This window comes from Rhizobium sp. A37_96 (genome assembly GCF_053521765.1).
Genome location: NZ_JBNWDS010000002.1, coordinates 819,885 through 845,868, shown reverse-complemented (window position 1 = coordinate 845,868; position 25,984 = coordinate 819,885). Strand labels below are relative to the sequence as shown.

26 protein-coding genes and 2 tRNA genes are annotated in these 25,984 nt (G+C 62.3%); 14 read left to right on the top strand and 14 right to left on the bottom strand.

Annotated features, from left to right (window positions below):
* The first annotated feature begins 14 nt into the window (after positions 1-14).
* Entirely contained in the window at positions 15-1,376 is a 1,362-nt protein-coding gene (locus ACQZ6J_RS10560) for a chloride channel protein (protein WP_449083843.1), read from the top strand.
* 37 nt (positions 1,377-1,413) lie between these two features.
* Here the strand turns inward: ACQZ6J_RS10560 and ACQZ6J_RS10555 are convergent, their stop codons facing one another.
* Positions 1,414-1,860: an RrF2 family transcriptional regulator gene (locus ACQZ6J_RS10555; protein ID WP_163991607.1), complete on the bottom strand. Its 447-nt coding sequence runs from the start codon at positions 1,858-1,860 to the stop codon at positions 1,414-1,416.
* A gap of 490 nt (positions 1,861-2,350) precedes the next feature.
* Here ACQZ6J_RS10555 and ACQZ6J_RS10550 point away from each other — a divergent pair, with 490 nt between their 5' ends.
* The 3 genes from ACQZ6J_RS10550 (at position 2,351) to cysN (ending at position 5,673) form a co-directional block, all read left to right on the top strand.
* Positions 2,351-3,088: a phosphoadenylyl-sulfate reductase gene (locus ACQZ6J_RS10550; RefSeq protein ID WP_449083841.1), complete on the top strand. Its 738-nt coding sequence runs from the start codon at positions 2,351-2,353 to the stop codon at positions 3,086-3,088.
* A gap of 127 nt (positions 3,089-3,215) precedes the next feature.
* Entirely contained in the window at positions 3,216-4,169 is a 954-nt protein-coding gene (gene cysD, locus ACQZ6J_RS10545) for a sulfate adenylyltransferase subunit CysD (RefSeq protein WP_449083839.1), read from the top strand.
* 1 nt (position 4,170) lies between these two features.
* Positions 4,171-5,673 carry a sulfate adenylyltransferase subunit CysN gene (gene cysN / locus ACQZ6J_RS10540; RefSeq protein ID WP_449083837.1) on the top strand — a complete coding sequence of 501 codons (1,503 nt, stop codon included), beginning with the start codon at positions 4,171-4,173 and terminating at the stop codon, positions 5,671-5,673.
* Positions 5,674-5,763: 90 nt separating this feature from the next.
* Here the strand turns inward: cysN and ACQZ6J_RS10535 are convergent, their stop codons facing one another.
* Complete coding sequence (locus tag ACQZ6J_RS10535) at positions 5,764-6,063, bottom strand: ArsR/SmtB family transcription factor (protein ID WP_163984420.1); 300 nt, start codon at positions 6,061-6,063, stop codon at positions 5,764-5,766.
* Between the two features lie 55 nt (positions 6,064-6,118).
* Between ACQZ6J_RS10535 and ACQZ6J_RS10530 the strand changes: the two genes are divergently transcribed.
* Positions 6,119-7,063: a threonine/serine dehydratase gene (locus tag ACQZ6J_RS10530; RefSeq protein WP_449083835.1), complete on the top strand. Its 945-nt coding sequence runs from the start codon at positions 6,119-6,121 to the stop codon at positions 7,061-7,063.
* 242 nt (positions 7,064-7,305) lie between these two features.
* Here ACQZ6J_RS10530 and ACQZ6J_RS10525 read toward each other — a convergent pair whose 3' ends face one another.
* Entirely contained in the window at positions 7,306-8,229 is a 924-nt protein-coding gene (locus tag ACQZ6J_RS10525; RefSeq protein ID WP_449083833.1) for a LysR family transcriptional regulator, read from the bottom strand.
* 180 nt (positions 8,230-8,409) lie between these two features.
* Here ACQZ6J_RS10525 and ACQZ6J_RS10520 point away from each other — a divergent pair, with 180 nt between their 5' ends.
* The 4 genes from ACQZ6J_RS10520 to ACQZ6J_RS10505 all read left to right on the top strand — a co-directional run bounded on the left by ACQZ6J_RS10520 (position 8,410) and on the right by ACQZ6J_RS10505 (position 13,560).
* Positions 8,410-9,975 (top strand): MFS transporter, encoded by a 1,566-nt coding sequence (locus ACQZ6J_RS10520; protein ID WP_449083831.1) that lies wholly within the window; start codon positions 8,410-8,412, stop codon positions 9,973-9,975.
* A 236-nt stretch (positions 9,976-10,211) separates the two neighbouring features.
* On the top strand, positions 10,212-10,559 hold the full coding sequence (locus ACQZ6J_RS10515; RefSeq protein WP_163984424.1) for a hypothetical protein: 348 nt from the start codon (positions 10,212-10,214) through the stop codon (positions 10,557-10,559).
* Positions 10,560-10,988: 429 nt separating this feature from the next.
* Entirely contained in the window at positions 10,989-12,050 is a 1,062-nt protein-coding gene (locus ACQZ6J_RS10510) for a porin (protein ID WP_163984425.1), read from the top strand.
* 424 nt (positions 12,051-12,474) lie between these two features.
* Positions 12,475-13,560, top strand: coding sequence for a 3-deoxy-7-phosphoheptulonate synthase (locus tag ACQZ6J_RS10505; protein ID WP_449083828.1), 1,086 nt, complete (start codon positions 12,475-12,477; stop codon positions 13,558-13,560).
* Positions 13,561-13,590: 30 nt separating this feature from the next.
* On the opposite strand, the gene ACQZ6J_RS10500 is transcribed toward ACQZ6J_RS10505, so the two are convergent.
* The 6 genes from ACQZ6J_RS10500 to ACQZ6J_RS10475 all read right to left on the bottom strand — a co-directional run bounded on the left by ACQZ6J_RS10500 (position 13,591) and on the right by ACQZ6J_RS10475 (position 16,905).
* On the bottom strand, positions 13,591-14,004 hold the full coding sequence (locus tag ACQZ6J_RS10500; RefSeq protein ID WP_449083826.1) for a DUF6314 family protein: 414 nt from the start codon (positions 14,002-14,004) through the stop codon (positions 13,591-13,593).
* Complete coding sequence (msrA, locus tag ACQZ6J_RS10495; protein WP_163984428.1) at positions 14,004-14,531, bottom strand: peptide-methionine (S)-S-oxide reductase MsrA; 528 nt, start codon at positions 14,529-14,531, stop codon at positions 14,004-14,006. The genes ACQZ6J_RS10500 and msrA overlap by 1 nt, the downstream gene beginning before the upstream one ends.
* Positions 14,528-14,977, bottom strand: a complete 450-nt coding sequence (msrB, locus tag ACQZ6J_RS10490) for a peptide-methionine (R)-S-oxide reductase MsrB (protein WP_163984429.1) — start codon at positions 14,975-14,977, stop codon at positions 14,528-14,530. Before msrB ends, msrA begins: the two co-directional genes overlap by 4 nt.
* Positions 14,978-15,156: 179 nt before the next feature.
* The gene (locus ACQZ6J_RS10485; protein WP_163984430.1) at positions 15,157-15,654 is read right to left on the bottom strand and encodes a GAF domain-containing protein; all 498 of its coding nucleotides are present in this window, start codon (positions 15,652-15,654) and stop codon (positions 15,157-15,159) included.
* Positions 15,655-15,690: 36 nt separating this feature from the next.
* The gene (locus ACQZ6J_RS10480) at positions 15,691-16,401 is read right to left on the bottom strand and encodes a pentapeptide repeat-containing protein (RefSeq protein WP_449084166.1); all 711 of its coding nucleotides are present in this window, start codon (positions 16,399-16,401) and stop codon (positions 15,691-15,693) included.
* 427 nt (positions 16,402-16,828) lie between these two features.
* Positions 16,829-16,905: transfer RNA gene (locus tag ACQZ6J_RS10475), tRNA-Pro, on the bottom strand.
* Positions 16,906-17,211: 306 nt separating this feature from the next.
* On the opposite strand from ACQZ6J_RS10475, the gene ACQZ6J_RS10470 reads away from it, so the two are divergent.
* On the top strand, positions 17,212-17,616 hold the full coding sequence (locus ACQZ6J_RS10470) for a hypothetical protein (RefSeq protein ID WP_163984431.1): 405 nt from the start codon (positions 17,212-17,214) through the stop codon (positions 17,614-17,616).
* On the opposite strand, the gene ACQZ6J_RS10465 is transcribed toward ACQZ6J_RS10470, so the two are convergent.
* The gene (locus ACQZ6J_RS10465) at positions 17,574-18,227 is read right to left on the bottom strand and encodes a hypothetical protein (RefSeq protein WP_449083823.1); all 654 of its coding nucleotides are present in this window, start codon (positions 18,225-18,227) and stop codon (positions 17,574-17,576) included. The two genes, ACQZ6J_RS10470 and ACQZ6J_RS10465, sit on opposite strands and share 43 nt — an antisense overlap.
* Before the next feature lie 111 nt (positions 18,228-18,338).
* A tRNA-Gln gene (locus ACQZ6J_RS10460) sits at positions 18,339-18,413 on the bottom strand.
* A gap of 157 nt (positions 18,414-18,570) precedes the next feature.
* On the opposite strand from ACQZ6J_RS10460, the gene ACQZ6J_RS10455 reads away from it, so the two are divergent.
* The gene (locus ACQZ6J_RS10455; RefSeq protein ID WP_449083821.1) at positions 18,571-18,873 is read left to right on the top strand and encodes a cupin domain-containing protein; all 303 of its coding nucleotides are present in this window, start codon (positions 18,571-18,573) and stop codon (positions 18,871-18,873) included.
* Complete coding sequence (locus ACQZ6J_RS10450; protein WP_449083819.1) at positions 18,870-19,778, top strand: MBL fold metallo-hydrolase; 909 nt, start codon at positions 18,870-18,872, stop codon at positions 19,776-19,778. The genes ACQZ6J_RS10455 and ACQZ6J_RS10450 overlap by 4 nt, the downstream gene beginning before the upstream one ends.
* Before the next feature lie 32 nt (positions 19,779-19,810).
* Here the strand turns inward: ACQZ6J_RS10450 and ACQZ6J_RS10445 are convergent, their stop codons facing one another.
* Entirely contained in the window at positions 19,811-20,743 is a 933-nt protein-coding gene (locus ACQZ6J_RS10445; protein ID WP_449083817.1) for a DUF1499 domain-containing protein, read from the bottom strand.
* A gap of 241 nt (positions 20,744-20,984) precedes the next feature.
* Between ACQZ6J_RS10445 and ACQZ6J_RS10440 the strand changes: the two genes are divergently transcribed.
* Together ACQZ6J_RS10440 and ACQZ6J_RS10435 are read left to right on the top strand one after the other, a co-directional pair.
* Positions 20,985-21,401, top strand: a complete 417-nt coding sequence (locus ACQZ6J_RS10440; protein WP_348643432.1) for a hypothetical protein — start codon at positions 20,985-20,987, stop codon at positions 21,399-21,401.
* Between the two features lie 92 nt (positions 21,402-21,493).
* On the top strand, positions 21,494-21,775 hold the full coding sequence (locus ACQZ6J_RS10435) for a hypothetical protein (RefSeq protein ID WP_449083815.1): 282 nt from the start codon (positions 21,494-21,496) through the stop codon (positions 21,773-21,775).
* Positions 21,776-21,786: 11 nt separating this feature from the next.
* Here ACQZ6J_RS10435 and ppdK read toward each other — a convergent pair whose 3' ends face one another.
* Together ppdK and ACQZ6J_RS10425 are read right to left on the bottom strand one after the other, a co-directional pair.
* On the bottom strand, positions 21,787-24,453 hold the full coding sequence (gene ppdK, locus ACQZ6J_RS10430) for a pyruvate, phosphate dikinase (RefSeq protein WP_449083813.1): 2,667 nt from the start codon (positions 24,451-24,453) through the stop codon (positions 21,787-21,789).
* A 169-nt stretch (positions 24,454-24,622) separates the two neighbouring features.
* Positions 24,623-25,948 carry a hemolysin family protein gene (locus ACQZ6J_RS10425; protein WP_163984439.1) on the bottom strand — a complete coding sequence of 442 codons (1,326 nt, stop codon included), beginning with the start codon at positions 25,946-25,948 and terminating at the stop codon, positions 24,623-24,625.
* Positions 25,949-25,984 lie beyond the last annotated feature (36 nt).

Below are 25,984 nucleotides of genomic sequence, written 5' to 3'. Positions count from 1 at the left end.
CGGTCACACGTCCTATGCCCCCGATCTACCGCAAGTCCAAGCTGCTCCGCCGCTCCCGCGTCATCTGGGGGTCCTTCAATCTCTGGCGGCCGCGCTTGGTGTTCTGGACCGGGGCTCTCGCGATCGGTGTCATCAGCGTCGGCTTTGCCAAGCTGGCGGATCTGGCGCAGAAGGCCTTTGCGGGCGTGACCCAATCGGGCGAATGGACGTGGCTGCTACCGCTGCTGTTGACGCCGCTCGGTTTCGTTCTCTCAGCCTATCTCGCAGCGACCCTGTTTCCCAACTCGCAAGGAAGCGGCATTCCGCAGGCGATCGCCGCGCGGCATCTGCATCACGACGAGGATCGCACGAAACTGCTGTCGCTGCGGCTCGCCTTCGGCAAGATCGTGCTCACCATACTGGGCCTTTTCAGCGGCGCCTCGATCGGCCGCGAAGGACCGACGGTGCAGGTCGGCGCGTCCTTCATGCTGGCGGTCGCCCGGTTCGGCGGCATGGCGCAGGCAAAGGGATTGATCCTCGCCGGTTCAGCGGCAGGCATCGCGGCCGCTTTCAACACGCCGCTTGCCGGCATCGTCTTCGCCATCGAAGAGATGAGCCGCACCTATGAATCCCGCGCCAACGGCCTCGTGCTGACGGCGGTCATTCTTTCGGGCCTTGCCGCGCTCGGCCTTTCCGGCAGCTACAACTATTTCGGCACGGCGGATGCCGCGCCGACGATGCTTCGCGATTGGATCGTCATGCTGATCTGCGGTGTCGGCGGCGGCGCGCTCGGCGCCACCTTCAGCGGGCTGGCGCTCTATGCCGGCATCCGCATCCGCCGCTGGGCACAGCCGCAGCCGCTCAAGCGCATGCTGATCCTTGCCGGCCTTTGCGGCCTCGTCGTCGCCGCCATCGGCGTGTTCTCCGGCGGCCAGACCTTCGGGACCGGCTATGAGCAGGCCCGCGGCGCGGTGGAGGGCCATGCCCTGCCCTCGCTCTTCTTCGTCGAGAAACTGCTGGCGAGCTTCCTGTCAATGATCTCGGGCATTCCCGGCGGCATCTTCGCGCCGTCGCTCGCCGTCGGCGCCGGCCTCGGCAGCACGGTCGGCACGCTGGTCGGCGGCGGCGTTGCGCTTGCGGCAATCCTCGGCATGGCCGGCTATTTCGCCGGCGTGGTGCAGGCGCCGATGACAGCCTTCGTCATCATTCTGGAGATGACCGGCGACCATCAGGCCGTCATTCCGATCATGGCGGTGTCGATGATTGGCTACGTGACCTCGAGGCTGCTGTCGCGCGAGCCTCTCTATCACGGGCTGTCGCGCGTCTTCATCGCAGCCGCGATCCGCGCCCGGCGAGCCATGGAAAAAGAGGGCGGCGAGGAACACGCGGCCGGCTGAACGGCGAAGCGTCGCGTTGCCTGTTTCCGAAGCGCCCCTAAGCCAAAAGCCTCGTGACTTCGGCACCGTCGGGCCGAGCGATCGCATCGGCGATGGTCGTCGAGAAAAGCACCTTGCGGGTCGCATCCGCCACCCGGGCGAAGACGTGGCGGATTTCGCAGGTCTGCTCACCGTCGCAATCGTCGCAGCGACGATAGGCGGTGAGCGACAGACAGGGCAGCGGCGCCAGGGGGCCGTCGATAACCCGCAGGATCTCGCCGAAGGTGATCTCGGCGGCGGGTTTTCGCAGGAGATAACCGCCCTGCTTGCCGCGACGGCTGATTACGATGCCCTGGTGCTTGAGGTCGAGGAGGATCTGTTCCAGGAATTTCTTCGGGATATTCTGCTGCGTCGCAATATCGGAAATCATCATCGGCTCTCCCGCCTCGGATTGGGCCAGTGCCGACAGCGCCCGCAGCGCGTATTTCGCTTTCTGAGTAATCATTTCGAACCGCTTCACACACACATGCGATACGTTCGGCCGATCGATTCAGCCGGTCCGCTCCAGAACTCCTCAGCCCTCGTCCCGGGGGCAATTTCGAAGCACCCACACCCATGGCGCAATGCCAGGAAATATCAGCAACCAAAACTTGTTATCATTCTTCGGTGCTATGCCCATAGTTTAGCTTAAAAACCGCCATCGCGCATCATTTTGGGCATCACTTCCGATTTCCGTTTGACAAGCTATGTGTAACTCTACTATTTCTATAGACATTAAAGCAAGCGCTTAAACATGGCCTGCCATGTCAGGTGCTTCCGAAGGGCCGCTTTGGGCGGCGAAACGCCTTGGTTAACAGCCGAGGCGGTCGCTTTTCCTTATGAGCGCTGCTTCATGGAGATATTTACTCTCCATCCGCTTCCTTTCGAAATCTATTTTTCTGTCCGCCATCCCTGCGAGCTGCGATACTCCGCGCAATATCAGGACAGGATTCCCCATGACTGACATCACCCTTATTGAAGACGCCGCGTCGCTTAACAGCCAGCTCGGCTCGCTCGATCTCGCGGGTCGTCTGTCGCTCGTCGCCGGCCTCGGTGGCCGGGTCGTGTTCACGACGTCGCTCGGAATCGAGGATCAGGTGATCACGGCGGAGATCGGCAATCACCGCCTGCCGATCGAAGTGGCCACGCTGCAGACCGGCCGTCTCTTCCCCGAAACGCTCGCCCTGATCGACGAGACGGAAAGCCAGTACGATATCCGCATCGTCCGCTACGAGCCGGAACAGGGCGACATCGACGCCTATGCGGAGAAATACGGTCTGAACGGTTTCTATGAGAGCGTCGAAGCCCGGCACGCCTGTTGTGGCGTGCGCAAGCTGAAGCCGCTTGCGCGTGCGCTTTCGGGCGCCAGCATCTGGATCACCGGCCTTCGCCGCGGTCAGTCGGCCAATCGCGCCGACACGCCTTTTGCCGAGTTCGATCCGGAACGCAATCTGATCAAGATCAATCCGCTCGCAGACTGGGACATCGACGTCATCCGCGCCTATGTCGCCGACAACAGCGTTCCGGTGAACCCGCTGCATGCGCGCGGCTATCCTTCGATCGGCTGCGAACCCTGCACGCGGGCCATCAAGCCCGGCGAGCCGGAACGTGCCGGCCGCTGGTGGTGGGAGAACGACGAAAAGCGCGAATGCGGCCTGCATGTCCACGAAGAGAGTGCAAGCGCCGCCCAGTGAAACACCCGCCGGTTCCCGGCTATCGATCCGAGGCGCGTTTGATACGCCGCCGATCAACCGGGGCCAACGCATCCATTCCTTCCGGCCAGCTTTCCGGCCGAAGCAGTTTAAAGTTCTGGAGTCATAAATGCCCGATAGCCGTCCGGATACGGAAATCTCCAATCCGCAAAGCGTCAAGCCGCCGCTCGATCCGCATCTGAAGGCGCTGGAAAACGAGGCGATCCACATCTTCCGCGAGGTTGCCGCCGAATTCGAGCGTCCCGTGATGCTCTATTCGATCGGCAAGGATTCGTCGGTGCTGCTGCATCTGGCGCGCAAGGCCTTCTATCCGGGCCGCGTCCCCTTCCCGCTGCTGCATGTGAACACCGGCTGGAAATTCGCCGAGATGATCACCTTCCGCGACGAAATCGTGAAGAAATACGATCTCGACCTGATCGAACACATCAACCCGCGCGGCAAGGCGGAAAACATCACCCCGTTCACCCATGGCTCCGCCGGCTATACCGACATCATGAAAACGGAAGCCCTGCGCCATGCGCTCGATGCCGGCCAGTTCGACGCGGCTTTCGGCGGCGCCCGCCGCGACGAGGAAGCCTCGCGCGCCAAGGAGCGCATCTATTCCTTCCGCACGCCGGACCATCGCTGGGATCCGCGCAACCAGCGCCCCGAACTCTGGAACGTCTATAACGGCCAGATCCGCAAGGGCGAAAGCGTTCGCGTCTTCCCGCTGTCCAACTGGACCGAGGTCGATATCTGGCGCTACATCCAGGCGGAAGACATTCCGATCGTGCCGCTCTATTTCGCCGCGAAGCGTCCCGTGGTCGAGCGCGACGGCATGATGATCATGGCGGCCGACCCACGGCTGGAATTGCTGCCCGGCGAGGTCAAGCGCGAGGAGGTCATCCGTTTCCGCACGCTTGGCTGCTTCCCGCTGACGGGCGCCATCCGCTCCACGGCCACGACTCTCGAGGAGATCATTGCAGAGCTGGAAATCGCCACGGTTTCCGAACGCCAGGGCCGCGCCATCGACCGCGACCAGTCCGGCTCCATGGAAAAGAAGAAGCGTGAAGGATATTTCTGAGATGACCGCAAACGCCAACGTCGTCACGATGCCTGTTGTTGGGCCCGCTGCCGGGTCTGCCGCCGAGCCCGCCAAGGCGATCCGCGACTCGCGCCCGCTTCGCCTGATTACCTGTGGCAGCGTCGACGACGGCAAGTCCACCCTGATCGGCCGCCTGCTCTGGGACACCAAGGCCGTCAAGGAAGACCAGGCCGCTACGCTCCGGCGCGATTCCACCGGCAAGCAGAACGATCTGGGCCTGCCCGACTTCGCGCTCCTGCTCGACGGCCTGCAGGCCGAGCGCGAACAGGGCATCACCATCGATGTCGCCTATCGCTATTTCTCGACGGACAACCGCTCGTTCATCGTCGCCGATACGCCCGGTCACGAGCAGTATACCCGCAACATGGCAACCGGCGCGTCGACCGCCGACCTCGCCGTGCTGCTGATCGATGCGCGCATGGGCATCCTCGAACAGACGCGCCGCCACGCGACGATCGCCTCGCTGCTTGGCATCAAGCAGTTCGTGCTCGCCGTCAACAAGATCGACCTGACGAATTACGACCGCGCCGGTTTCGAAAAGATCTCGCATGATTTCCGCGAATTCGCGCTGTCGCTTGGCGTGAAGCAGATCACCGCCATCCCGATGTCCGCGCTAAAGGGCGAAAACGTCGTCTATTCCGGCCAGTCCGTCATGCCTTGGTACACAGGCCCGACGCTGGTCGAGGCACTGGAACTGGCCACCGTGCGCTCGGCGCAGACGGTCGGCTTCCGTCTTTCGGTGCAGCGCGTCTCCCGCCCCGGCGAGAGCTTCCGCGGCTATCAGGGCACGGTCGCCGGCGGCTCTGTGAAGCCGGGCGACAGCGTCATGATCCTGCCGTCGGGCATGGTCGCCAACGTCTCGAAGATCGTCACCTTCGATCTGGTGCGCAACGCGGCCGTGGCCGGCGATGCCATTACGCTCGTTCTCGACCGCCAGGTGGACGTATCGCGCGGCGACATGATCGTCGCCATCGACAGCCAGCCGCAGACCGGCCTCTCCTTCGATGCGCAGATCGTCGCGCTACAGCCGGAAGGGATCGAGCCCGGCAAGCGTTACTGGCTGAAGAGCGGCAGCCGCCGCCAGCGCGTCCAGGTGCAGCCGATCGCCCAGCTCGAACTCAAGACCGGCGCATGGGCACCGGCGCAGGCACTCTGGATGAATGCCATCGGCAAGGTTCGCCTGACCTTCGACGAGAACGCCATCTTCGACCCCTATGAGCAGAACCGTTCGACCGGCTCCTTCATCCTGATCGATCCCGAAAGCAACAACACGGTTGCCGGCGGCATGATCACCGGCAAGCGTTCCGATGTTGGCGGCATCCACAAGGAAGGCCAGCGCGTTCTTCTGTCCCTGCCGGCCGATCTCGCCGAGCAGATCATGGCAAGCGAACTCTTCGCCAGCCGCCGAGACGAAACGGACGTGCGCCGCGTGACCGCCGCGCAGGCCGCGGAAATCTGGGCGAATGCCGCCAGCGACATCTGATCGCGATCGCATCTGAAAAAGAAGGCGGCGGGCCTGGCCCTGCCGCCCTTTCATTTGGAGACAATGGCCGCCCGGGACATAGCGCTGGTCCTAGAGGCTTGCGACAATTGCAGCCAAGGTCGCCATGCGGGCTTCGTCGCGCTTGTAAAAGATCCACTGCTTGATGCGCTTCGGCCGCACCAGCCCCGCCTGAACCAGAATGCGCATATGCTCGCTCAAGGTCGCCTGCGAGATTTCGAGCTTTTCGGCGATGAGGAGAGCGCAGACGCCATCCTCCACCAGATCGCCGTCGATCTGCGGTGTGAAATGGGCACAAGGGTCCTTCAGCCAGCGGAGAATGCTGATGCGGCGTTCGTTGGCCAAGGCCTTGATGAGATCGAGCTCTTGCATTTCGTCAGTTTGCTAAGTAACAAACTTATTGTCAACTTCCGTTCGCGAGATGCCCATGCTTCCCGACACGACGATTACCCCCGAGCGCATTGCGGAAACCGAAAAACGAATCCGCCCGCATATCCGTCATACGCCGGTTCTGCATACCGACCTGGCGGATTTCGGCCTCAATCCCGGCCCGGTGGATTTCAAGCTTGAATATCTGCAGCATTCCGGCTCGTTCAAGGCGCGAGGCGCCTTTTCCAGCCTGCTCGGCCGACGGGTGCCGGCGGCAGGGGTGGTCGCGGCATCCGGCGGCAATCATGGCGCGGCGGTCGCCTATGCCGCCATGCGGCTCGGCATTCCGGCGACGATCTTCGTGCCCAGCGTGACATCGCCGGCAAAGGCCGAGCGCATCCGTGGCTATGGAGCCGACCTTGTCATCGGCGGAGAACGCTATGCCGATGCACTTGCCGCCAGCCAGCAATGGGTGGAGGAACGGGGCGCCATGGCCATCCACGCCTACGACCAGCCGGAGACCTTGCTGGGGCAAGGGACCCTCGGGCTCGAGATCGAGGCGGATATTCCCGATATCGACACGCTGCTCGTCGCGGTCGGCGGCGGCGGCCTGATCGGCGGGATTGCGGCCTGGTTCCAGGGGCGCGTCCGGGTCGTTGCCGTCGAGCCGGAAGGGGCGCCGACGCTCTGGAAAGCTTTCGAGGCAGGGCATCCCGTCGATGCTCCCGCCGGCAGCGTCGCTGCCGATTCGCTTGCGCCCAAGCGCGTCGGCGAGCTCATGTTCCCGATTGCCCGCGCCTACGCACAGCGCCCCGTACTGGTATCCGACGACGATATCCGCCTGGCGCTGCAAACCCTATGGGACCGGCTGCGGATCGTCGCCGAACCCGGCGGCGCGACGGCTTTCGCTGCCCTGCTTGCCGGAAAATATGTCCCCGCCGCGGGCGAACGCGTGGCCGTGCTGCTTTGCGGCGCCAACACGACCGCCGTACGGTTTGAGTGAGGGAAATCCACTCCGCCGACTGACGGCCTCGGAGCGATCGCTGCGAGGCCCCTGTCAACGCAATCTCTCGCCGAGCGCCGCCAGCAGGCGATCGCACTCTTCATCCGTTCCGATGCTGAGGCGATAATCAGGGCAGGATGGCGCTCGAACCAGTCGCGATCCTTCCAGGCCGCCACGGCGCCCGCCGGAGCGAGCCGGTCGAGAGGGCTGGCCCGTCTTGAACCGGCCGCCGGGTCTCTTTCTCAAGCAGCGGCCGTGACCGACAAGATCTCACAGCTTTTCGCAAAAAGCCGCTCGCTCAGAAAATCGACGAACACGCGGACCTTCGGCGACATGTGCCGATTGGACGGCCAAAGCAGATGGAAATGGCCGGGCTCGTCGATGAAGTCGTCAAGGACGGTTCGCAGTTTGCCTTCGGCAAGCGTGCTGCGCACGAGGAAATCCGGCATGCAGCCGATGCCGAGGCCGGCAACGGTCGCGCCGCGCACCGCCTCCATGTTGTTGCAGGAAAAGGCCGTTCGCATGCGCAGTTCCGGTTCGCCCTCCGGCATGGTGAGAGGCCAGTCCTGCAGCTTGCCGCTGTTGGGAAACCGAAATCTGACGGCCTGATGCTCGTTGAGCGCGCGCGGGCAATCGGGAAGGCCGAATTGCTCGACATAGCTGGGCGCGGCGCAGAGCAGCATCTGAAACGGCCGCAAAGTGCGCGATATCAGGCGCGAATCCGGCAGATCGCCGCTGCGGATCGCGACATCGACCCCCTCCTCGATCATGTCGACGATGCGATCGTTGAAATCGATGTCCAGTTCGACATCGGGATAGCGCGCCACGAATTCCGGCACGACCGGTAGCAGAAAATGGTAGCTGACGATGGGCACGCTGACGCGTAGCCGCCCGCGCGGCACGGCGACGGCCTGCGCGAGCGAGGCCTGCGCATCGTCGAGATCGTCGAGCACCCGCCGGCAACGCTCATGAAAAAGCCGCCCCTCCTCGGTCAAACGAATGCTGCGCGTGGAGCGCTGCAGCAACCGAACACCAAGCTGGCGCTCCAGATTGCTCACCGCCTTGCCGACAGCGGAGGCCGAGAGGCCAAGGACGCGGCCGGCGGCTGCGAAGCTGCCGAGATCCGCTGTGCGAACGAAGGCCGTCAAGCCGCTCAAGCGATCCATGCGCATATCCCATTCGAGAGTTTTATTCCGGTATATGTGGAGTTATAGCCTCATTTCCACATCACTCCAGCAAAACTATCCTCCCATGGTCATCTGAAGCCGTGGGCGGCGGCCTCTTGGCCGGCATCACTCCCAGGATTGCCCGCGGCCTTTCCCTTGCTCCAACCCAACGGTAATCCGATGTCCCCAACCGAGATAAAGGTCGCAAGCGCGACCGAGAAATTCTTCGTCCTTGTCGCCGTCTGCTGCGCTGCGGCGGCGATGCCGCTTACGTTCACCGGCCCGGCCGTCGCCTTGCCAGCCATCAGCCGGACGCTCGGCGGCAGCCCGATCGCCCTCAACTGGGTGACAAATGCCTTCATGCTGACCTTCGGCAGCTGCCTGATGGCCGCCGGCGCGCTGGCCGACAGTTTCGGCCGCCGACGCATCTTTCTGACCGGCGTCGCCTGCTTCGCAGTGTTTTCGGCCGGTCTGGCACTGGCCGGCAACATCGTCTGGTTCGATCTGTTGCGGGCGCTCCAGGGCCTCGGCGCGGCTGCCGCCTTTTCCGGCGGAATGGCGTCGCTTGCCCAGGAATTCGAGGGTACGGCACGCATGCGCGCCTTCAGCATCGTCGGCTCCAGCTTTGGCGTCGGCCTCGCCTTCGGGCCGATCGCATCCGGCCTGATGATCGATGCCTTCGGCTGGCCGTCGATCTTCGTTCTGGTGGTCGCGCTGGCATTGCTCGCCCTCGGGCTCGGAGCCTGTTTCCTGCGCGAGTCCCGTGATCCGGACGCCGCCGGGCTCGATTGGCCCGGCGCGCTGAGCTTCACGCTTGCCCTGACGCTGTTCACCTATGGCGTACTGCGCGCTCCGGAAACGGGGTGGAGCGATCCGCTCGTCATCGCCTTGCTGGTCGGCGCCGCATTGCTCTTTCTCGCCTTCGGCATCATCGAGCGCATCGTCAAGCGGCCCATGCTGGATCTCAGCCTGTTTCGCTATCCGCGCTTCGTCGGCGTGCAGCTGCTGGCGGCAGCCCCGGCCTATGCTTTCGTCGTACTGCTGATCCTGCTGCCCGTGCGCTTCGTCGGCATCGAGGGCATGAGCGAGATCGCCGCCGGGCGGATGATGGTCGCGCTCTCGGCGCCGCTGCTTGTCCTGCCGATCGTTGCCGGCCTTCTGACCCGCTGGTTCAGCCCGGCAACGATCTGCGGCGCTGGCCTCCTCATCTCGGCGGCGGGTCTGTTCTGGCTCAGCCACTTCGCCACGAGTGGGGCTCCCTCCGCCCTGATCGGCCCGCTGCTGACGATCGGGGTCGGCATCAGCCTGCCCTGGGGTCTGATGGACGGGCTTGCGGTCAGCGTCGTTCCCAAGGAGCGGGCCGGCATGGCGACCGGCATCTTCAGCACCACCCGCGTCGCCGGTGAAGGCGTGGCGCTTGCGGTCGTCAGCGCGATCCTCTCCGCGTTCATCCAGTCCAATCTCGGAACCTCGGCGGGCGAGCACGCTTCAGCGGCGGCGCAACGGCTCGTCACCGGCAACCTGTCCGCAGCGGCATCGAACGTGCCGGCGATCGGGCATGACGTGCTGATCCAGGGCTACACAAACGCCTTCAGCGCGCTTCTCTGGCTTCTGACCGCCATTACGGTCATGACGGCAGTCGTCGTCTTTTCCTTCCTCGGCCGGGCATCGTCATCGACCGTCGTGAGCGAAGACGCCGAGCAATTGCAGGACGAGGAAGAGGCGCTTCGGGCGTCGAACGCCTAGATGGCTTGACGACTGGCCGGGTCTCGCCGGCCAGTCGGAGCGCCTATCGCGGCATAGCAAGACGGCAAATCGAAGACCGAAAGCGGCCTAAATTCCCGCCGCTCCGCAACAGAATGTTTCGCAACCACATAAAATGTGCACGTCGAATCGACGCGCGGACAGGCTTCGAAACAGCACGAGACTGGTGTTTGAAGTCGCCGCTGCTATATCATATCTTCATGATATCAGACCGGTTTTTGAAGATTACTGCCTGGACCTACCTGGGGGCGCTTATCGGCGTCACCCTTGCGCATCTCAATTGGGAGGCCGCTTTCGGCAATCCGTTCGATATCTTTCGCGCCGGTGCTCTTTGCGTTGCGGGCATGCTGGCTCGCCTCGCCTACCCGCAATCGCCTTCCTTCACCTGTCTTCTGGTGATCGGAAGCGTGCTGGCGCTTTCCGTTTCGCATTTCCTGGCAAACGGCAATTATGGCTCGACCTTCGATATCATCGTCGGCATGACCAGCGGACTCTGGGGCATCATGATCGGCTCTGCTCTGAGCAGGCTCGTCCTTTCAGCTTCCAAGCGGCCGGCTTCATCCTAATCACAGGCAGAACATCAGCCACCATTCGAAGGCTAGCCGCACGCCCGTCGTGAGCGCTGCAGCCGTTGGCTGATGGACACGGCTGGCCACGCCATCCGTGGTACTGCGTTGCACCCAACGATATCCGGGCGGCTCGCGCCAAGCACGATTTCATCCCGCTAGGTGACTATTGCTACGCCAATATTATGCCGCACTTACTATCTGTGTTTGCATATGTGGCATTCATGCAACTAGAATTTAAAAATCAAGAAAACGACATTCCGAGAAAAATATATCATATAACTTTGCAGGAATTCGTCTTTAATAACGACCAGAAGCGGGTGGGGCCCGTTTCTCCCGAGTCGGGGTTTTTAAACAGGGATGGGGTTAAGGCACGTCGATTTTTCGGCGCGATTGCCTATGCCCAATCTATATTGGATTGGAGTTTTTATGAACATCAAGAGCCTTCTTCTCGGCTCCGCTGCTGCCCTCGCAGTAGTTTCTGGCGCGCAGGCAGCAGATGCCATCGTCGCCGCTGAGCCGGAACCGCTCGAATACGTCCGCATTTGCGACGCATACGGCGCCGGTTATTTCTTTATCCCGGGCACGGAAACCTGCCTCAAGATCGGCGGCATGGTTCGTACCGAAGGTAAGTGGTACAACGCTTACAACCCGGCCGACCGTTACGGCACGCTGTGGCATACCCGTGCTCAGCTGCATGTCGACACCGCAAGCGACACCGAATACGGTCCGCTGAAGACCAACACCGTCTATCGTTTCGACTGGCAGGATGGCGGCTCGACTTCCACGAAGCTGCTGTTCGCAAACATCAGCCTCGCCGGCTTCACCGTTGGTAAGCTCGATTCGCAGTACAACCTGTACGTCGGTTATGCCGGCAACGTCATCAACGACGACGTGGTCTATGACGGCCCGTACGAACTCAACCAGTTGACCTACAACTATGACGCAGGCAACGGCTTCACGGCTGTGATCTCGCTCGAAGACTCGAACTCCGGTTCGGGCGCCAAGGGCGTCAACGGCGAAGACAGCTCCGACCACTACGCTCCCGACGTCGTTGCCGGTCTCGGTTACAAGGCTGGTAACTTCGGTTTCAAGGTCGTCGGTGGTTATGACTCCATCGTCGAAGAAGGCGCCATCAAGGCTCGCGTCGATGCCGACTTCGGCGTCCTCAAGGCCTTCTTGATGGGCGGCTGGAACACTGACGGCGACAAGCTGAACAAGTATGCCAGCTCGAACGGCACCGGCCCGGCCAAGACCATCGGCTGGGGCGACTGGGCTGTCTGGGGCGGCGTGACCGTTCCGATCAACGCGAAACTGCAGGCCAACGCTCAGGTTGCCTACACCGACTCGAAGATCTTCGCAGCGACCGCAAACGTCCGTTGGAACCCGGTCAAGAACCTCCTGGTTCAGCCGGAAGTTTCCTACACCAACTGGGACTCCATCAACCAGGACCAGTGGGCCGGCGTTCTGCGTTTCCAGCGCAGCTTCTAAGACCTCGTTTCCGAGATCTGATCTGACTTGACCCCTGATCGGATGGGGGGCGGTCCGACTTCCAGCGAGGTCGGGCCGACCCTTCCGAGGCAGGGGTTAATTCGTTGGCGCGATGCCCTATGAGCAGCGAGCCAGCCTTCCGAGGCCCGACAAACGACGCTCGAGGATCGGCGGACAGGCGCATTGCCCTGAAGCAAAAGCAACGCCGCCATGCCACCTCGTTCATTTCTCCCGCATCGATGCATCGACATTCAACTTTTTTTGTCGTAGAGACAGCGCATGTCGTTCACCTATGCATATGCCTCGCGATTTTATTCGTACCGCTGCTTTCAGCGGAGCCGGGCCTGTGCGTAGTTAGAAAAGACACGACAGCAAAGACCCGAACAGCCGCTAGTCTACCTGGCGGCTTTTTTGTCGCCACGGTATGACCCTTGAAGGAACCGATACCGTGCTGAATTCCACTGATGACCTGCGCATTGTCGAGATCACGGCGCTGACGCCGCCCTCTCGGATCATAGACGAAATTCCCCGCGACGAGGCGGTGACGGCCACCGTCACCGGCGCGCGCGATGCCGTCCACAACATCCTGCGTGACGAGGACGACCGGCTGATCGTCGTCATCGGCCCCTGCTCCATCCACGATCCCGTCGCGGCCCTCGATTATGCAAAGCGGCTGCAGGAACAACGGGACCGCTTCGCCGGCGATCTCGAAATCATCATGCGGGTCTATTTCGAGAAGCCGCGTACGACCGTGGGATGGAAAGGCCTCATCAACGACCCGCATCTCGATGGCAGCTACCGCATCGAGGAAGGCCTGCGCATCGCCCGCAAACTGCTGTTCGACGTCAACGAGATCGGCCTGCCGGCAGGCTGCGAATATCTCGATACGATCACGCCGCAGTATATTTCCGATCTCGTCAGCTGGGGTGCGATCGGCGCAAGAACGACCGAAAGCCAGGTCCATCGGCAGCTGGCATCGGGCCTCTCCTGCCCGGTCGGCTTCAAGAACGGCACCAATGGCGACGTGCGCATAGCGCTCGATGCCATCATCGCCGCGTCGCAGCCGCACCACTTCCCGGCCGTCACGAAGGACGGCCTTGCCGCAATCGCCTCGACGCGCGGCAATGAGGACTGCCACATCATCCTGCGCGGCGGCAAGCAGCCCAACTATGATGCGGCGAGCGTCCAGGCAACCGCGGAACAGGCGGAGAAGGCCGGACTGGAGCCGCGGATCATCATCGATGCCAGCCATGCCAACAGCAGCAAGAACCCGGAAAACCAGCCGCTCGTCGTTACCGCAGTCGCCGAACAGGTCTCGGCCGGCGATCGCCGGATCAAGGGCATGATGATGGAAAGCAATCTCGTGGCCGGCCGCCAGGATCTGGTTCCGGGCAAGCCGCTGGTCTATGGCCAGAGCATCACCGATGGCTGCATCGACTGGCCGACCTCCGTGCGTACGCTGGAAGACCTGGCAAAGGCAGTGCAGGCACGGCGAAGACTGGCCACGTAAGACCGCCCTTGGCCTGAAAGCGGCCTCGGATCAGGCACGCCGATAATGCGCGAGGCTCAGGTAATTTTTCCTGGGCCCGCGCACATGCCACATCTCCGCCCAGGCATCGACTCCGCGAAAGAAGAGACGGCCACGATAAAGATCCTGCCCGCAATGATGGATGACGCGCTGCGAGGCGTCTTCACCGATGCGGATGAATTCCGAAAGATTGGGGAAACGCACGACGAGACTGTCATCGACTTCGTCGAGCCGATAGGTACGGCTGCTTCGCAGCGTCGTGTCGTCGCTGCGCGTATCGCCGTGTTCCTCGAACTGGACAGGCGTCACGAACGCCTGTCCTTCGAATGTGACCAGCGAGCGGTTGAAGCGATCGATGATCCGCCGCTTCACCTCCCATGTGCCGAGGAAGAGCTTCAGCCGGTCGATGCCGGCCGACCCATCCATCAGGAGGCCGCGCGCTGCGCTGTGTCTGCCTGCCGGCGCGGAAGCTTCCAGCCCGGCCGTACGAAATGGCACGTATAGCCGTTCGGGTAGCGCTCCAGATAATCCTGGTGCTCCGGCTCGGCTTCCCAGAAGTCGCCGACTGGCGCTACTTCGGTCACGACCTTGCCTGGCCAAAGGCCCGAGGCATCGACGTCGGCGATCGTATCCAGAGCAACACGCTTCTGCTCGTCGCTGGTATAGAAGATCGCGGAGCGGTAGCTCATGCCGACATCGTTGCCCTGACGATTGCGGGTGCTTGGGTCGTGGATCTGGAAAAAGAATTCCAGCAAATCGCGGTAACTGATTTTCTGCGGATCGAAAATGATCTCGATCGCCTCGGCATGCGTGCCGTGGTTGCGATAGGTGGCGTTGCGGACATCGCCGCCGCTGTAGCCGACGCGGGTCGAGATGACGCCGTCGTAGCGGCGGATGAGATCCTGCATGCCCCAGAAGCAACCGCCGGCGAGAACTGCACGTTCCGTTGTCATCTTACATCCTCCACTTGATCGATATAGGCACCATAGCCCTCTGCTTCCATGCGGTCACGCGGCACGAAGCGGAGGGAGGCCGAATTGATGCAATAGCGCAGGCCGCCGCGATCGATCGGTCCATCCGGGAAAACATGGCCCAGATGACTGTCGCCGTTCGCCGAGCGGACTTCGGTGCGCACCATGCCATGCGAGATATCGGTCAATTCGCTGACATGGGCGGGTTCGATCGGCTTGGTGAAGCTCGGCCAGCCGCAGCCGGAATCGAATTTGTCCGCAGAGGCAAAAAGCGGCTCGCCCGAGACGATATCGACATAGATGCCCGACTGCTTGTTGTAGAGATATTCGCCGGAGCCAGGACGTTCGGTGCCGCTCTGCTGCGTCACGCGATACTGCTCGGGGGTGAGCTTGGCCACTGCCTCTGCCGTCTTGCTGTATTTGCCCATTGTTGTTCTCCTTACCCCTCGACATGCCTTCCGAGCTTGGCCGGGGTCCTTCAGGAGGACGCGGGAGGGCCGGATAAAGCTCGATCAATGCTAAGGGAATGTTTGCAAAGCCAATATAGGCATCATCGGAACGATTTGCCATATCGATCACGACTGCGTGACGCCCTGCCCGCTTTTACTCACACATCCGCCCGGCTTGAAGCGGCGTAGATGACCGCAAGCGCCTCGATGCCGGCCTGGTCGTCACGGTCGAAGCGGCCGGCGAGCGGGCTGTCGAGATCGATCACGCCGAAGACCTTGCCGTTGCGGGCGAGCGGCACGACCAGCTCGGAGCGCGAGGCCGCATCGCAGGCGATATGCCCCGGAAAGGCATGCACGTCCTCGACGAGGACCGACTGCGCTCTTTCGACCGCCGTCCCGCAGACACCGCGGCCAACGGCGATGCGCACGCAGGCGGGCTTGCCCTGGAATGGCCCGAGCACCAGCTCGCCCTCCTGCCGCAGGAAGTAGAAGCCTGCCCAGTTGAGATCGGGCAGCATCTGGAAGATCAGCGCCGACGTATTGGCCGCATTGGCAATCGGATCCTGCTCGCCTTCCAGCAAGGCTCTCAGCTGATCGGCAAGCTCGCGATAGAATTCCGGCTTGCTGTCATGCTGGATCGTTTTTTCTACGAACATGGCTTGGTCTTTCGAAGGTTTTGACTTGACGAGAACTCAGTCCTTTTCATCCGGCGGACAGGGCCACGCGGAGGGCGCCTTCAGCCAGGATGGCAATATCGTCGTGTTGTCCCCGCACGCCAGATTGATCTGCGCCTGCTGAAGCCCGCTTGCCTTCGACAGATCCAAGCCCTCGATACGGGTCAGATACATGAAGGCTCCGCCGAACGAGGTCGGCCCCTCCATGACGGCGCCGTTCAGCGTCGCGCGCGACAGGTTGGCGAAGGAGAAGTTCGCACCCGTCAGCAACGCCTTGTCGAAATCGGCACGACCGAGCTCCGCCTTCTGGAAATCGGCATTGTTGAGCTGCGCGCCGGCGAATTCGGCCCGTTGCAGCTCGGCATTGGCAAAGGAAACATTGTTGGCCGAGGCATTGCTGAAATCGGAGCGATAGGCCTCGATCTTTGCGAAATTCGCTCCATCCGCCTTGGCATTCTTCAACCAGGCGCGCACCAGCGTCGCCTTCTCGAGATTGGCGGAGGTCAAATTGGCATCGCTGAGATCCGTGCTGTCGAAATGGGCGCCGACGAGATTGGCTCCCTGCAGATCGCTGGTCTGGAGCATGATGTTGGTTTTGCTGCATCCGCTCCAGTCGAGACCGGGCGCGGCAACATTGCCGCAATCGGCAGCGTGCGAGACCGTGATGCCGGGCCCCAGAAGAAACACCGCGCCCAGCGCCAAAACGCCAAACCCCGCGGCAACCCCCATTCTCTGCCCGACGACACCGGGCGACGCAGCACGATGCCTTTGCACAACTGCGAATTTCTCCCAGGCCGATCCGGCCGCCCCGTCAACACGCTTCATTCCACAACTCCGCTTCAGCGCCCGCTATCCGAACTCCTCCATGAGTCGGATGCACGTCCCTCTTCTTTCTATATGGTGCGTCGAACGACAAAAAGAGCCGGTTTTATAAAAGCATGTCTAACGTGTGGTTTGGAAGATAACCGGCAGGAACGGGGAATGGTCCATGGCACAGGCGAAACCGTCGCGCCCGAGCCGCAAGCACAGGATCAAGCGGCATACGAAAACGGAAATGCTGCCAATCGCCCATCGAGGGAGCGACGCCACGCCCCGCGCGAGCAAGGCAATCCATATTTTCTAGTGGAGGTTTTCGGGAAAGATCGGTTTTTTCAGCTGGTCGGAGTGGAGTGATTCGAACACTCGACCCCCACGTCCCGAACGTGGTGCGCTACCAGACTGCGCTACACTCCGTGACCAGCGGCGCTTCTATAGACCAGCCATTTTTGATGCACAAGCACCAATTTCAAAAAAAGCGTTTGATTTTTGACGAAAAAATTACAGCCGCATCTGCCTAGAAAATCAGCAGGAAGCGGAGGCGAAAATTGCCGGCGTGCAAAAGACGCAACAGATCAACTAAAATCCAGCTTGTACACGCGGATGGGAATTTTCTTTTGCCGGCTTTGGCGCTAAAGCCCTAGGCGGGACAGGTGGAAAACGTCGTGGGACAGCGCGGCTTTTCCGCGACCGTATGCGTGACAGAAGCTCAAGGACGACACGATGAATATCCGCATGATCACCGCGGCTGGACTGTTGCTGGCACTGGCCGGTTGCAGCACCACGACGACCACGACCGCAGCCCTTCCGCTGCTTGCGAAGAACCCCGTTCAGGATCGCTGGCAGGGCGAGTCCGCAGGCCGCTTCTTCGCGGCCTATGGTCCGCCGATCTCCGACCGCGATGAAGGCGGCAATCGCGTCTACACCTGGCGCGGTGGCTACAAGAACGTCACCATCGTCAACAAGGACGGCAAGAAGGCCGGCAAGCGCTCTCTCAGCTGCAAGGCCGATATCGTCACCAACCAGAGCTACGAGATTCGCTCGGTTCACATTCTCGGCGACCAGCCGGGCGTGAGCAGCTCGTCCTATTGCGCCGAGCTTCTCGCACCGCCGGAAAAGGCGAGCTGAAGCCAGGGCTTCATCCACGGGACGATGCCAGCGGGCGGCCTGCAAGGGCCGCCTGTAATCTTGGTGGGTTTCAGCCGTCGGCCACGGCGATCTCGGCGCAGCTTTTCGGCTGCGGTGCGGCGGCCACCGGTACCAAAGCCTTGCCGATCGCATAGAGCCTGACAAACGGCGAGATAGGGCGCAAAGCCGCTGACAGCCCTGATCTCCTCGGGGCGATCCAGCAGGCTTATGGAAAAGAGATTGCCTTCCGGAACGGTGATGTCGCTCCATGGCGGCAACACGGTCAGCGGCTGCTTGCCCTTGGCGGTCAAGATCGTCGGCACGAAGGCGTGCGCGTAAGGGACGGCAAGCGTCGGCAGATGCCGGAACGTATCCTGGTTCCAGGCGAAGTAGCGATGATCCGCACCATCATGCTCGCTCTGCTGGTGCATGACCGGCAGGACCGCCGCACCTTCGGGCACGGCCGCCAGAACAGTACGGACGTCAGCGGCATCGGCCTCCCCCTGCCACCAGTTGACGCCGATCCAGGCAGTCCTGCCCAGCACGACCGTCGACAGCGCGATGATGACAAGAAGAGCCTGACGGCTCGGCAGCCGGCAGATCACCACCAACGCGGATTCGCGAAGAGAGTTTCTCCGGAGAATATCCCGGATATTGCGTGGACCATTGTTGTAGCCCGGACATCATGAAGATCGGCGCGATTTTGGAATATGGGAAACATGTGGCTGGGGCGCCAGGATTCGAACCTGGGAATGCCGGTACCAAAAACCGGTGCCTTACCGCTTGGCGACGCCCCAACTGAGGAAATGGCCGCATCTCAGCCAAATCGGCGTCTGATTAGCAAAGGTCGCTTGCCGCTACAATGACTAAGTGATGCGCGGCCGCATATTTCTGTGTGCTTTTCGGCCGGCTATGATAGGTCTTGCTGCACTGCATTGCGAATGAGGAGGTCCGATGAGCCAGTTTCGCGCCCGCCCGCCGGCCGTGCCCACGGTTCTTCTGGATGATGCCGCCGTGCGGATCACGCGCTGGGATTTCGAGCCGGGCGCCGATACCGGGCATCATGTCCACGGCCTCGGCTATGTCGTGGTGCCGATGACGGATTGCCGGTTTCTGCTGGAGGAGCCTGACGGCAGCCGGCGGGTCGATATCGCCAGGGGTGCCGCCTACCGCCGCGAAGCGGGTGTCGAGCACAATGTCGTCAATGCCGGCTCCGAGCCGATGTCCTTTATCGAAATCGAATACAAGCAATCATGAGCACGCCCGACTTCGACCTTGCCTTCGAACCCGCCTATGGCCGCGCCGTCCCCACGGCGCCCGGCATCGAGCGGATGACGGTCAACAATCCCAGCGCCTTCACCTTTCACGGCACCAACAGCTATATCGTCGGCGGCTCCTCCGTGGCGGTCATCGATCCCGGTCCGGAGAATGAAGAGCATTTCGCCGCGCTGATGGCAGCGCTGAAGGGGCGCGAGGTCACGCATATCTTCGTCAGCCACACCCATCGCGACCACTCACCGCTGGCGAAACGGCTGAAGGAGGCGACGGGGGCGCTGACTGTTGGCGAAGGGCCGCATCGTGCCGCCCGGCCACTCTACCACGGCGAAGTCAATCCCTTTGCCGAAAGCTCCGACATGGAGTTCCAGCCTGATATCGTGCTCGCCGACGGCGAAAGCGTCTCCGGAGACGGCTGGCAACTGACGGCGTTGCTGACACCAGGCCATACGGCAAACCATGCCTGCTTTGCGCTCGACGGCACGGGCATCGTCTTCTCCGCCGATCATGTCATGGCCTGGGCAACCTCGATCGTCGCACCGCCGGACGGATCGATGGCGGATTACATGGCCTCGCTGGAGAGGCTTCTTGCCCGCGAGGACCGGCTGTTCCTGCCCGGCCATGGCGGGGCGGTGAAGGAGCCCGCGTCCTTCATGCGCGGCCTCAGAACTCACCGCCGCATGCGCGAGCGCGCCGTGCTGGAGCGTATCAAGACGGGAGACCGGCTGATCCCCGACATGGTGAAGGCCATCTATCGCGATACCGACCCGCGCCTGCATGGAGCGGCCGCGCTTTCCGTACTGGCGCATCTGGAGGATCTGGTGGAAAAGGGTCAGGTGGTGACCGATGGACCGCCGGCGCTGCTGGGGGCCTACCGCCCGGCCTGAGCCTGTGGCACAACGCGCGCTTTCCGGAGCGACTAGCCGCCGGCGATGCCGAGCAATTCCGCATCCAGCGCCTTCAGATAGCTATCCGCCAGGTCGGCACTGACGCCGAGATCGTGCTGGCCGTAGCGGGAGGAAACACGGATGTCGACCAGCGTCGTTTCCGCCTCCTCGCGGATACGGATCACCAGGTCGCACGGCAGGCCGAAGATGCGGGTGCGCGTCTCTCCCTGCAGAATCACGTCGGTATTCTGGCGGATGAGGTCCGCCACCCCGTCGCGGAAGGGACGGGGCGTCGGCACGGGAATGACATCGGGCACATCGCCGACGGCGCTGTCGTCCTGCGCCGGGTTGACGGTCTGCGGGCGGCCGCGTCGTTTCGGCTTCACATTGCCGTTGGGATCGGCAACATCGGCACCATCGGCCTTGACGATGGTGATGTGATAATCCCTCGCGACCTTGCGCACGGCCTCCAGCACGCGATCGCTCGCTCCTTCGTAGCGACGGCTGATGAGCGCGGGATAAGCATCGAACTGCGCCTCGCGCTCCTGCTGCGTCACCAGATGGCGCGGCGGCAACCACATCTGCCTGACGTCCGGGGTTGCCAGCCACTCCGGCGGATCGCTGAGATCGGTCGAAATTTCGTAGATCGGCGGCCGGGTCCAGTAGCGCTCGGCGCCGAAAGCGAAGATGGCGAGCGGCAGGGCGGCATAGACAAGCGCCTTGACGGCGGAGACACCGCCGATGGCGGCGCTTTGCCAGAGCTGTACGAGGCCGAGCAGCGCCAGCACCACCGCAAGGACGGCGCAGCCGGCTGATATCAGCAGCAACAGCACGAAATAAGGCGTTTCCAGCGGCCCGAAGCGATGGCCGATCAGCGTCACGCCGCAGAGCACCAAGGCAAAGGAAGCGATCAAACGCGCGGCGCGGGCGGCATGTGAAACGGGACGGTCGAAGCGAATGGTCATCAAGGGCTCGTCGGCGCGTCGGATCGGAAGCCGGATGCACCGAATCCCGGAAAGAGAGTTATGTGTAGATCAAGAAACGGCGAAAATAAATCGAATGTCACGACACCAACGCGCAATGTTTCTTCAGGGCTGAAACCAGTAACGCCTAGACCAAAAACGTGAGCACTTGCTTAAATTCTCAAAAAAGGCCATTCTTCAGCGTTTTATCGAGGCTGTGAAAGGACTTGATGGGATGGAACCGATAGTTTCCCGAGACATCGCTGCCAAGCCGCTGCCGGGAGCGGCGATTGCCGCGACCGATGCAGTCGATCCGGTTCTGCCGCTGGAACTTCTGGAACTGGAGCTCTCGCTCGAAGGTTTTTCCGGCGGCGAGCCGGGCTTCTGCGAAGCCGTGCGCAACGCCGCTTCGGCCGTGCGCGGCGATTTCCTGTTCGATCTGCCGGCCGCGGGACTTGTCTCCGATTGCCGCAGGCTGGCGGTCATCCGGATTCCCGAAGGGGATGCGACGATGCGCACGCTCTTTGCGGCGCTGGACGGCGACGGCGCGGAAATCCGGCTGCTGCAACCGGACGAAGACACCGAGCATCTGCTGCGCTTCGCCGACGCCTTCGTCGATCTGCTGCAGCGCCTGCCGGCAAAGCCGAAGGAAGCTGCGTAAGGAAACCGGCCTGCGGCGCTGATACGCCTTTCGCGCCATCCGGCGCGGCGCTATAATTCGTGCCTGCACATCTGCATTCAGGACATCACGTCATGCGTATCGCCGCTTCCGTCTTATCCCTCCTCGCCATCACGCTCATGCTCTCCTCCTGCCAGACGGCGGAAGAAATCCGCGCGGCCGACGAGGCGAGATGCAGCAGCTACGGCTTCCGGCACGGTACGGAGAATTTTGCCAATTGCCTGATGAATCAGGATCTTAGCCGGCGCGCGGACCAGCGTGCCTTCATGGAAAGCAACGATGATTTCTTCTGGGGGCCGACGGTCGTGGTCGGCGGGCCCGGATATTACTATCATCGCGGCTATTGGCGCCACTGATCCCCAGAGAATCAGGCTCTTCCCTTGATGGCAGCCTGCGCCGCGGCAAGCCGCGCGATCGGCACGCGGAAGGGTGAGCAGGACACGTAGTCCAGCCCGATATCCTCGCAGAAATGAATGGAAGCGGGATCGCCGCCATGCTCGCCGCAAATGCCGAGCTTCATGTCGTTGCGCGTGCGGCGGCCGCGTTCGGACGCAATGCGAATGAGCTCTCCCACTCCGTCGAAATCGAGCGATATGAAGGGATCGTGCTCGATGATGCCCTTGCGCTGATAGGTCGGGATGAAGGCGGCGGCATCGTCGCGCGACATGCCGAACGTGGTCTGGGTCAGGTCGTTCGTGCCGAAGGAGAAGAACTCGGCAGCCTCGGCGATGATGTGCGCGCGCAATGCGGCTCGCGGCAGCTCAATCATCGTGCCGACGAGATAATCGATCTTCATCCTGGCTTCGGTCATGACCGCACGCGCCACTTCGTCGATGCGGGCTTTCACGTAGTCCAGCTCGGAACGCAGGCCGACAAGCGGCACCATGATCTCGGGCACGACCGCAGCCCCGGTCTCACGCGCGGCAAGGACCGCCGCCTCGAAGATCGCACGGGCCTGCATTTCGACGATCTCCGGATAGGAAATCGCCAGACGGCAGCCGCGATGGCCGAGCATGGGATTGAACTCATGCAGCGCGTCGACCCTTTGGCGCAGGACGGAGGGTTCCATGCCCATGATGCCGGCCACTTCGGCGATCTCCTCATCCGTCTTCGGCAGGAATTCGTGAAGCGGCGGATCGAGCAGGCGGATCGTCACCGGCAGGCCGTGCATGATGGTGAAAAGGCCGGTGAAATCGAGCCGCTGCATCGGCATGAGCTTGGCAAGGGCGGCACGCCGGCCGGTCTCGTCTTCGGCAAGGATCATCTCGCGCATCACATGAATGCGATCGCCTTCGAAGAACATGTGCTCGGTGCGGCAAAGGCCGATGCCTTCGGCGCCGAAGGAGCGGGCCGCGCGCGCATCGGCCGGCGTATCGGCATTGGTGCGCACCGTCATGCGCCGCGAACGGTCGGCCCAGGCCATGATGCGCCCGAAATCGCCCGACAGCTCCGGCTGGATCATCGGCACCTCACCTTTCAGAACCTGGCCGGTGGATCCATCGATCGTGACGATATCGCCCTTCGTCAGGGTGATGCCGATGCCGATCAGCTTTTCGTTGCGCATGTCGATGCGCATGGTGCCGGCGCCGACGACGCAGGGGATGCCCATGCCGCGGGCAACCACGGCCGCGTGGCTGGTCATGCCGCCGCGGGTGGTGAGAATCGCTTCGGCGGCATGCATGCCGTGAATATCTTCCGGGCTCGTCTCGATCCGCACGAGGATCGCCTTGCGGCCCTCCTCCTCGGCAACGATCGCCTCTTCCGCCGTGAAAACGATCTCGCCGGTGGCAGCGCCCGGCGATGCCGGAAGACCGGAGCCGATGACCTCGCGGCGGACGCGCGGGTCGATGGTCGGGTGCAGCAGCTGGTCCAATGTCGTCGGGTCGATGCGCGAAACCGCCTCGTCCTCGGTAATCAAGCCCTCGTCGACCATATCGACGGCTATTTTCATCGCCGCCTTGGTGGTTCGCTTGCCGTTGCGGGTCTGCAGCATCCAGAGCTTGCCGCGCTCGATGGTGAATTCCAGGTCCTGGACATCGCGATAATGCGCCTCCAGCTGCGCGCAGATCCCCTTAAACTCGGCAAAGGCCTCGGGCATCAGCTTTTCCATCGACGGCTTGTCATAGCCGGAGGCAATGCGGGCGACTTCCGTGATGCTTTGCGGCGTGCGGATGCCGGCAACGACATCCTCCCCTTGCGCATTGACAAGGAATTCGCCGTAAAGCTCCTTTTCGCCGGTGGATGGGTTGCGCGTGAAGGCGACGCCGGTGGCCGAGGAATTGCCGAGATTGCCGAAAACCATCGCCTGGATATTGACGGCGGTTCCCCATGCTTCGGGAATGTTGTGCAATTGGCGATAGGTGACGGCGCGCGCGTTCATCCAGCTGGAGAAGACCGCGCCGATGGCACCCCATAGCTGAACCTCCGGTTCCTGCGGGAAGGCTTCGCCCAACTCCTCCTCGATGACGGTCTTGTAGATCGAGACGACGTGCTGCCATTCGACGGCGGTCAGGTCGGTATCGAACTCATGGCCGAACCGCGCCTTCTCGTCCTCCAGAATCTCCTCGAAGACCTCATTGTCGAGACCCATGACGACATCGGCATACATCTGGATGAAGCGGCGATAGCTGTCCCAGGCAAAACGGGCATCCCCGGCATCGTGGCCGAGCGCCTGTACGGTGGCATCGTTGAGACCGAGATTGAGGACCGTATCCATCATGCCCGGCATCGAGGCGCGGCCGCCCGAGCGCACGGACACCAGCAGCGGCCGCTCGGTATCGCCGAACCTGCGGCCGGTGATGGCTTCCATCCGCTGCAGCCCCTGCATGACCTGCGGTTTCAGTTCATCGGGGAACTTGCGGCTGTTCTTGTAGTAGAAAGCGCAGACATCGCTGACGATGGTCAGCCCCGGCGGGACCGGCAATCCAAGATTGCACATTTCGGCAAGGTTTGCGCCCTTGCCGCCCAACCGCTCGAAATCTCCGGCGCCTCCCTCGGCCTTGCCGTCACCGAATGTATAAACCCAATTCGTCATTGTCTCCGCCCAACTCCTCCGGTTGAACTTAATTCATTGAGGCACAAATGAAAATCGACAAATACGGCAAAATGTTGCGCTGCACAATAAATATGACCCGAAGCTTCCCGGTTTCAATCGATTGATCAAAAAACCGGGACACATCCGGGTCATTCATGGCAACTGACGGCTAGGCTGGCGGCTCGCGCTGGGCCAGAATCTTGTCGATCCGCATGCCGTCGAGATCGATGATCTCGAAATGCCAGCCGCCGAAGGAGAAGCTTTCGCCCACTTCCGGCAGATGGCCGAGCTGGTAGAGGGCGAAGCCCGCGAGCGTATGGAAATTGACGTCCTCCTCGCCCACGCGCAGCCCCAGCCGCGCGAAGGCGTCGTAGACCGGCATCATGCCTTCCATCAGCAACGATCCGTCGGCACGCTCGACGACATCGGGCGCCTCGTTTTCCATGTCGGGCAGATCGCCGGCGATCGCTTCCAGCAAGTCGGTCTGCGTGACGATGCCTTCCAGGCTGCCATATTCGTCGATGACCATGGCGAGACGAACGGGTGCGCGCTTGAAGTTCTCAAGCACCTTGAAGACAGCGGTGGACTCATGGACGACCAGCGGCTGGCGGATGACGGCCATCGGGTCCAGCGGGCCGCCGTTCAGAAGCTGATCGAGAAGATCCTTCTTCAGGATCATGCCGATCGGCTCGTCGATCGATCCGCGCCCGACGAGAAGCTGCTCGAAGCGGCTTTCGCGGATGGTCTTCTGCATTTCTTCCGGCGGATCCTCGGCGTCGATCCACTCGACCTCAAGTCGCGGCGTCATGATGTCCGAAACATCGCGGTCGCCGATATTGAAAACACGCTCGACCAGATCCTGCTGGGCCTGTTCGAGCAGGCCCGCCTCCTGGCTTTCGGCGATCAGGAGCTTGATCTCCGCCGGCGAATGCAGGGAACCTTCACCGGCACCCGGGCGCAGGCCGAAAAGGCGCAGGACGAGATTGCCGAGGCCGTTGAGCACGGTGATCGCCGGGCGCAGCAGGAAGAGGAATAGCCCGAGCGGCCGCACCACGCCGAGCGCGGTGCCTTCGCTGCGCTGCAAGGCCAGGCTCTTCGGCGCAAGCTCGCCAAGGACGATATGCAGCGCCGTGATGATGACGAAGGAAATGGCGACGGCGATCGCATGCGATCCGGCCGAGGCCCAGGTTCCGGGGAGAAAATCGAGCAGCGGCTCCAGCAGATGGGCCAGTGCGGGTTCGCCGACCCAACCGAGGGCCAGCGAGGAAATGGTGATGCCGAGCTGCGTGGCCGCCAGATTGGCATCGAGATTGTCGACGGCCTTCTGCAGCGCCTTGGCGTTCATTCGCCCTTCGGAAACGAGCTCCGTCACGCGGCTGCGGCGAACGGAAACCAGAGAGAACTCGGCCGCAACGAAGAAACCGTTCGCGACGACGAGCAGCAATACGGCAAGTATTCCGAGAAAATCGAAAATACTGCCAGTCGAGTCAGACATACTTCCCTTCCGGGCGGATCAGCGCCCTCGTTGTTG

Bases quoted from the DNA above. Each gene is read 5' to 3' on its own strand.
- ACQZ6J_RS10560 (WP_449083843.1), top strand. From the start codon at position 15: ATGCCCCCGATCTACCGCAAGTCCAAGCTGCTCCGCCGCTCCCGCGTC.
- ACQZ6J_RS10555 (WP_163991607.1), bottom strand. From the start codon at position 1,860: ATGATTACTCAGAAAGCGAAATACGCGCTGCGGGCGCTGTCGGCACTG.
- ACQZ6J_RS10550 (WP_449083841.1), top strand. From the start codon at position 2,351: ATGACTGACATCACCCTTATTGAAGACGCCGCGTCGCTTAACAGCCAG.
- cysD (WP_449083839.1), top strand. From the start codon at position 3,216: ATGCCCGATAGCCGTCCGGATACGGAAATCTCCAATCCGCAAAGCGTC.
- cysN (WP_449083837.1), top strand. From the start codon at position 4,171: ATGACCGCAAACGCCAACGTCGTCACGATGCCTGTTGTTGGGCCCGCT.
- ACQZ6J_RS10535 (WP_163984420.1), bottom strand. From the start codon at position 6,063: ATGCAAGAGCTCGATCTCATCAAGGCCTTGGCCAACGAACGCCGCATC.
- ACQZ6J_RS10530 (WP_449083835.1), top strand. From the start codon at position 6,119: ATGCTTCCCGACACGACGATTACCCCCGAGCGCATTGCGGAAACCGAA.
- ACQZ6J_RS10525 (WP_449083833.1), bottom strand. From the start codon at position 8,229: ATGGATCGCTTGAGCGGCTTGACGGCCTTCGTTCGCACAGCGGATCTC.
- ACQZ6J_RS10520 (WP_449083831.1), top strand. From the start codon at position 8,410: ATGTCCCCAACCGAGATAAAGGTCGCAAGCGCGACCGAGAAATTCTTC.
- ACQZ6J_RS10510 (WP_163984425.1), top strand. From the start codon at position 10,989: ATGAACATCAAGAGCCTTCTTCTCGGCTCCGCTGCTGCCCTCGCAGTA.
- ACQZ6J_RS10505 (WP_449083828.1), top strand. From the start codon at position 12,475: ATGACCCTTGAAGGAACCGATACCGTGCTGAATTCCACTGATGACCTG.
- ACQZ6J_RS10500 (WP_449083826.1), bottom strand. From the start codon at position 14,004: ATGGATGGGTCGGCCGGCATCGACCGGCTGAAGCTCTTCCTCGGCACA.
- msrA (WP_163984428.1), bottom strand. From the start codon at position 14,531: ATGACAACGGAACGTGCAGTTCTCGCCGGCGGTTGCTTCTGGGGCATG.
- msrB (WP_163984429.1), bottom strand. From the start codon at position 14,977: ATGGGCAAATACAGCAAGACGGCAGAGGCAGTGGCCAAGCTCACCCCC.
- ACQZ6J_RS10485 (WP_163984430.1), bottom strand. From the start codon at position 15,654: ATGTTCGTAGAAAAAACGATCCAGCATGACAGCAAGCCGGAATTCTAT.
- ACQZ6J_RS10480 (WP_449084166.1), bottom strand. From the start codon at position 16,401: ATGGGGGTTGCCGCGGGGTTTGGCGTTTTGGCGCTGGGCGCGGTGTTT.
- ACQZ6J_RS10470 (WP_163984431.1), top strand. From the start codon at position 17,212: ATGAATATCCGCATGATCACCGCGGCTGGACTGTTGCTGGCACTGGCC.
- ACQZ6J_RS10455 (WP_449083821.1), top strand. From the start codon at position 18,571: ATGAGCCAGTTTCGCGCCCGCCCGCCGGCCGTGCCCACGGTTCTTCTG.
- ACQZ6J_RS10450 (WP_449083819.1), top strand. From the start codon at position 18,870: ATGAGCACGCCCGACTTCGACCTTGCCTTCGAACCCGCCTATGGCCGC.
- ACQZ6J_RS10445 (WP_449083817.1), bottom strand. From the start codon at position 20,743: ATGACCATTCGCTTCGACCGTCCCGTTTCACATGCCGCCCGCGCCGCG.
- ACQZ6J_RS10435 (WP_449083815.1), top strand. From the start codon at position 21,494: ATGCGTATCGCCGCTTCCGTCTTATCCCTCCTCGCCATCACGCTCATG.
- ppdK (WP_449083813.1), bottom strand. From the start codon at position 24,453: ATGACGAATTGGGTTTATACATTCGGTGACGGCAAGGCCGAGGGAGGC.
- ACQZ6J_RS10425 (WP_163984439.1), bottom strand. From the start codon at position 25,948: ATGTCTGACTCGACTGGCAGTATTTTCGATTTTCTCGGAATACTTGCC.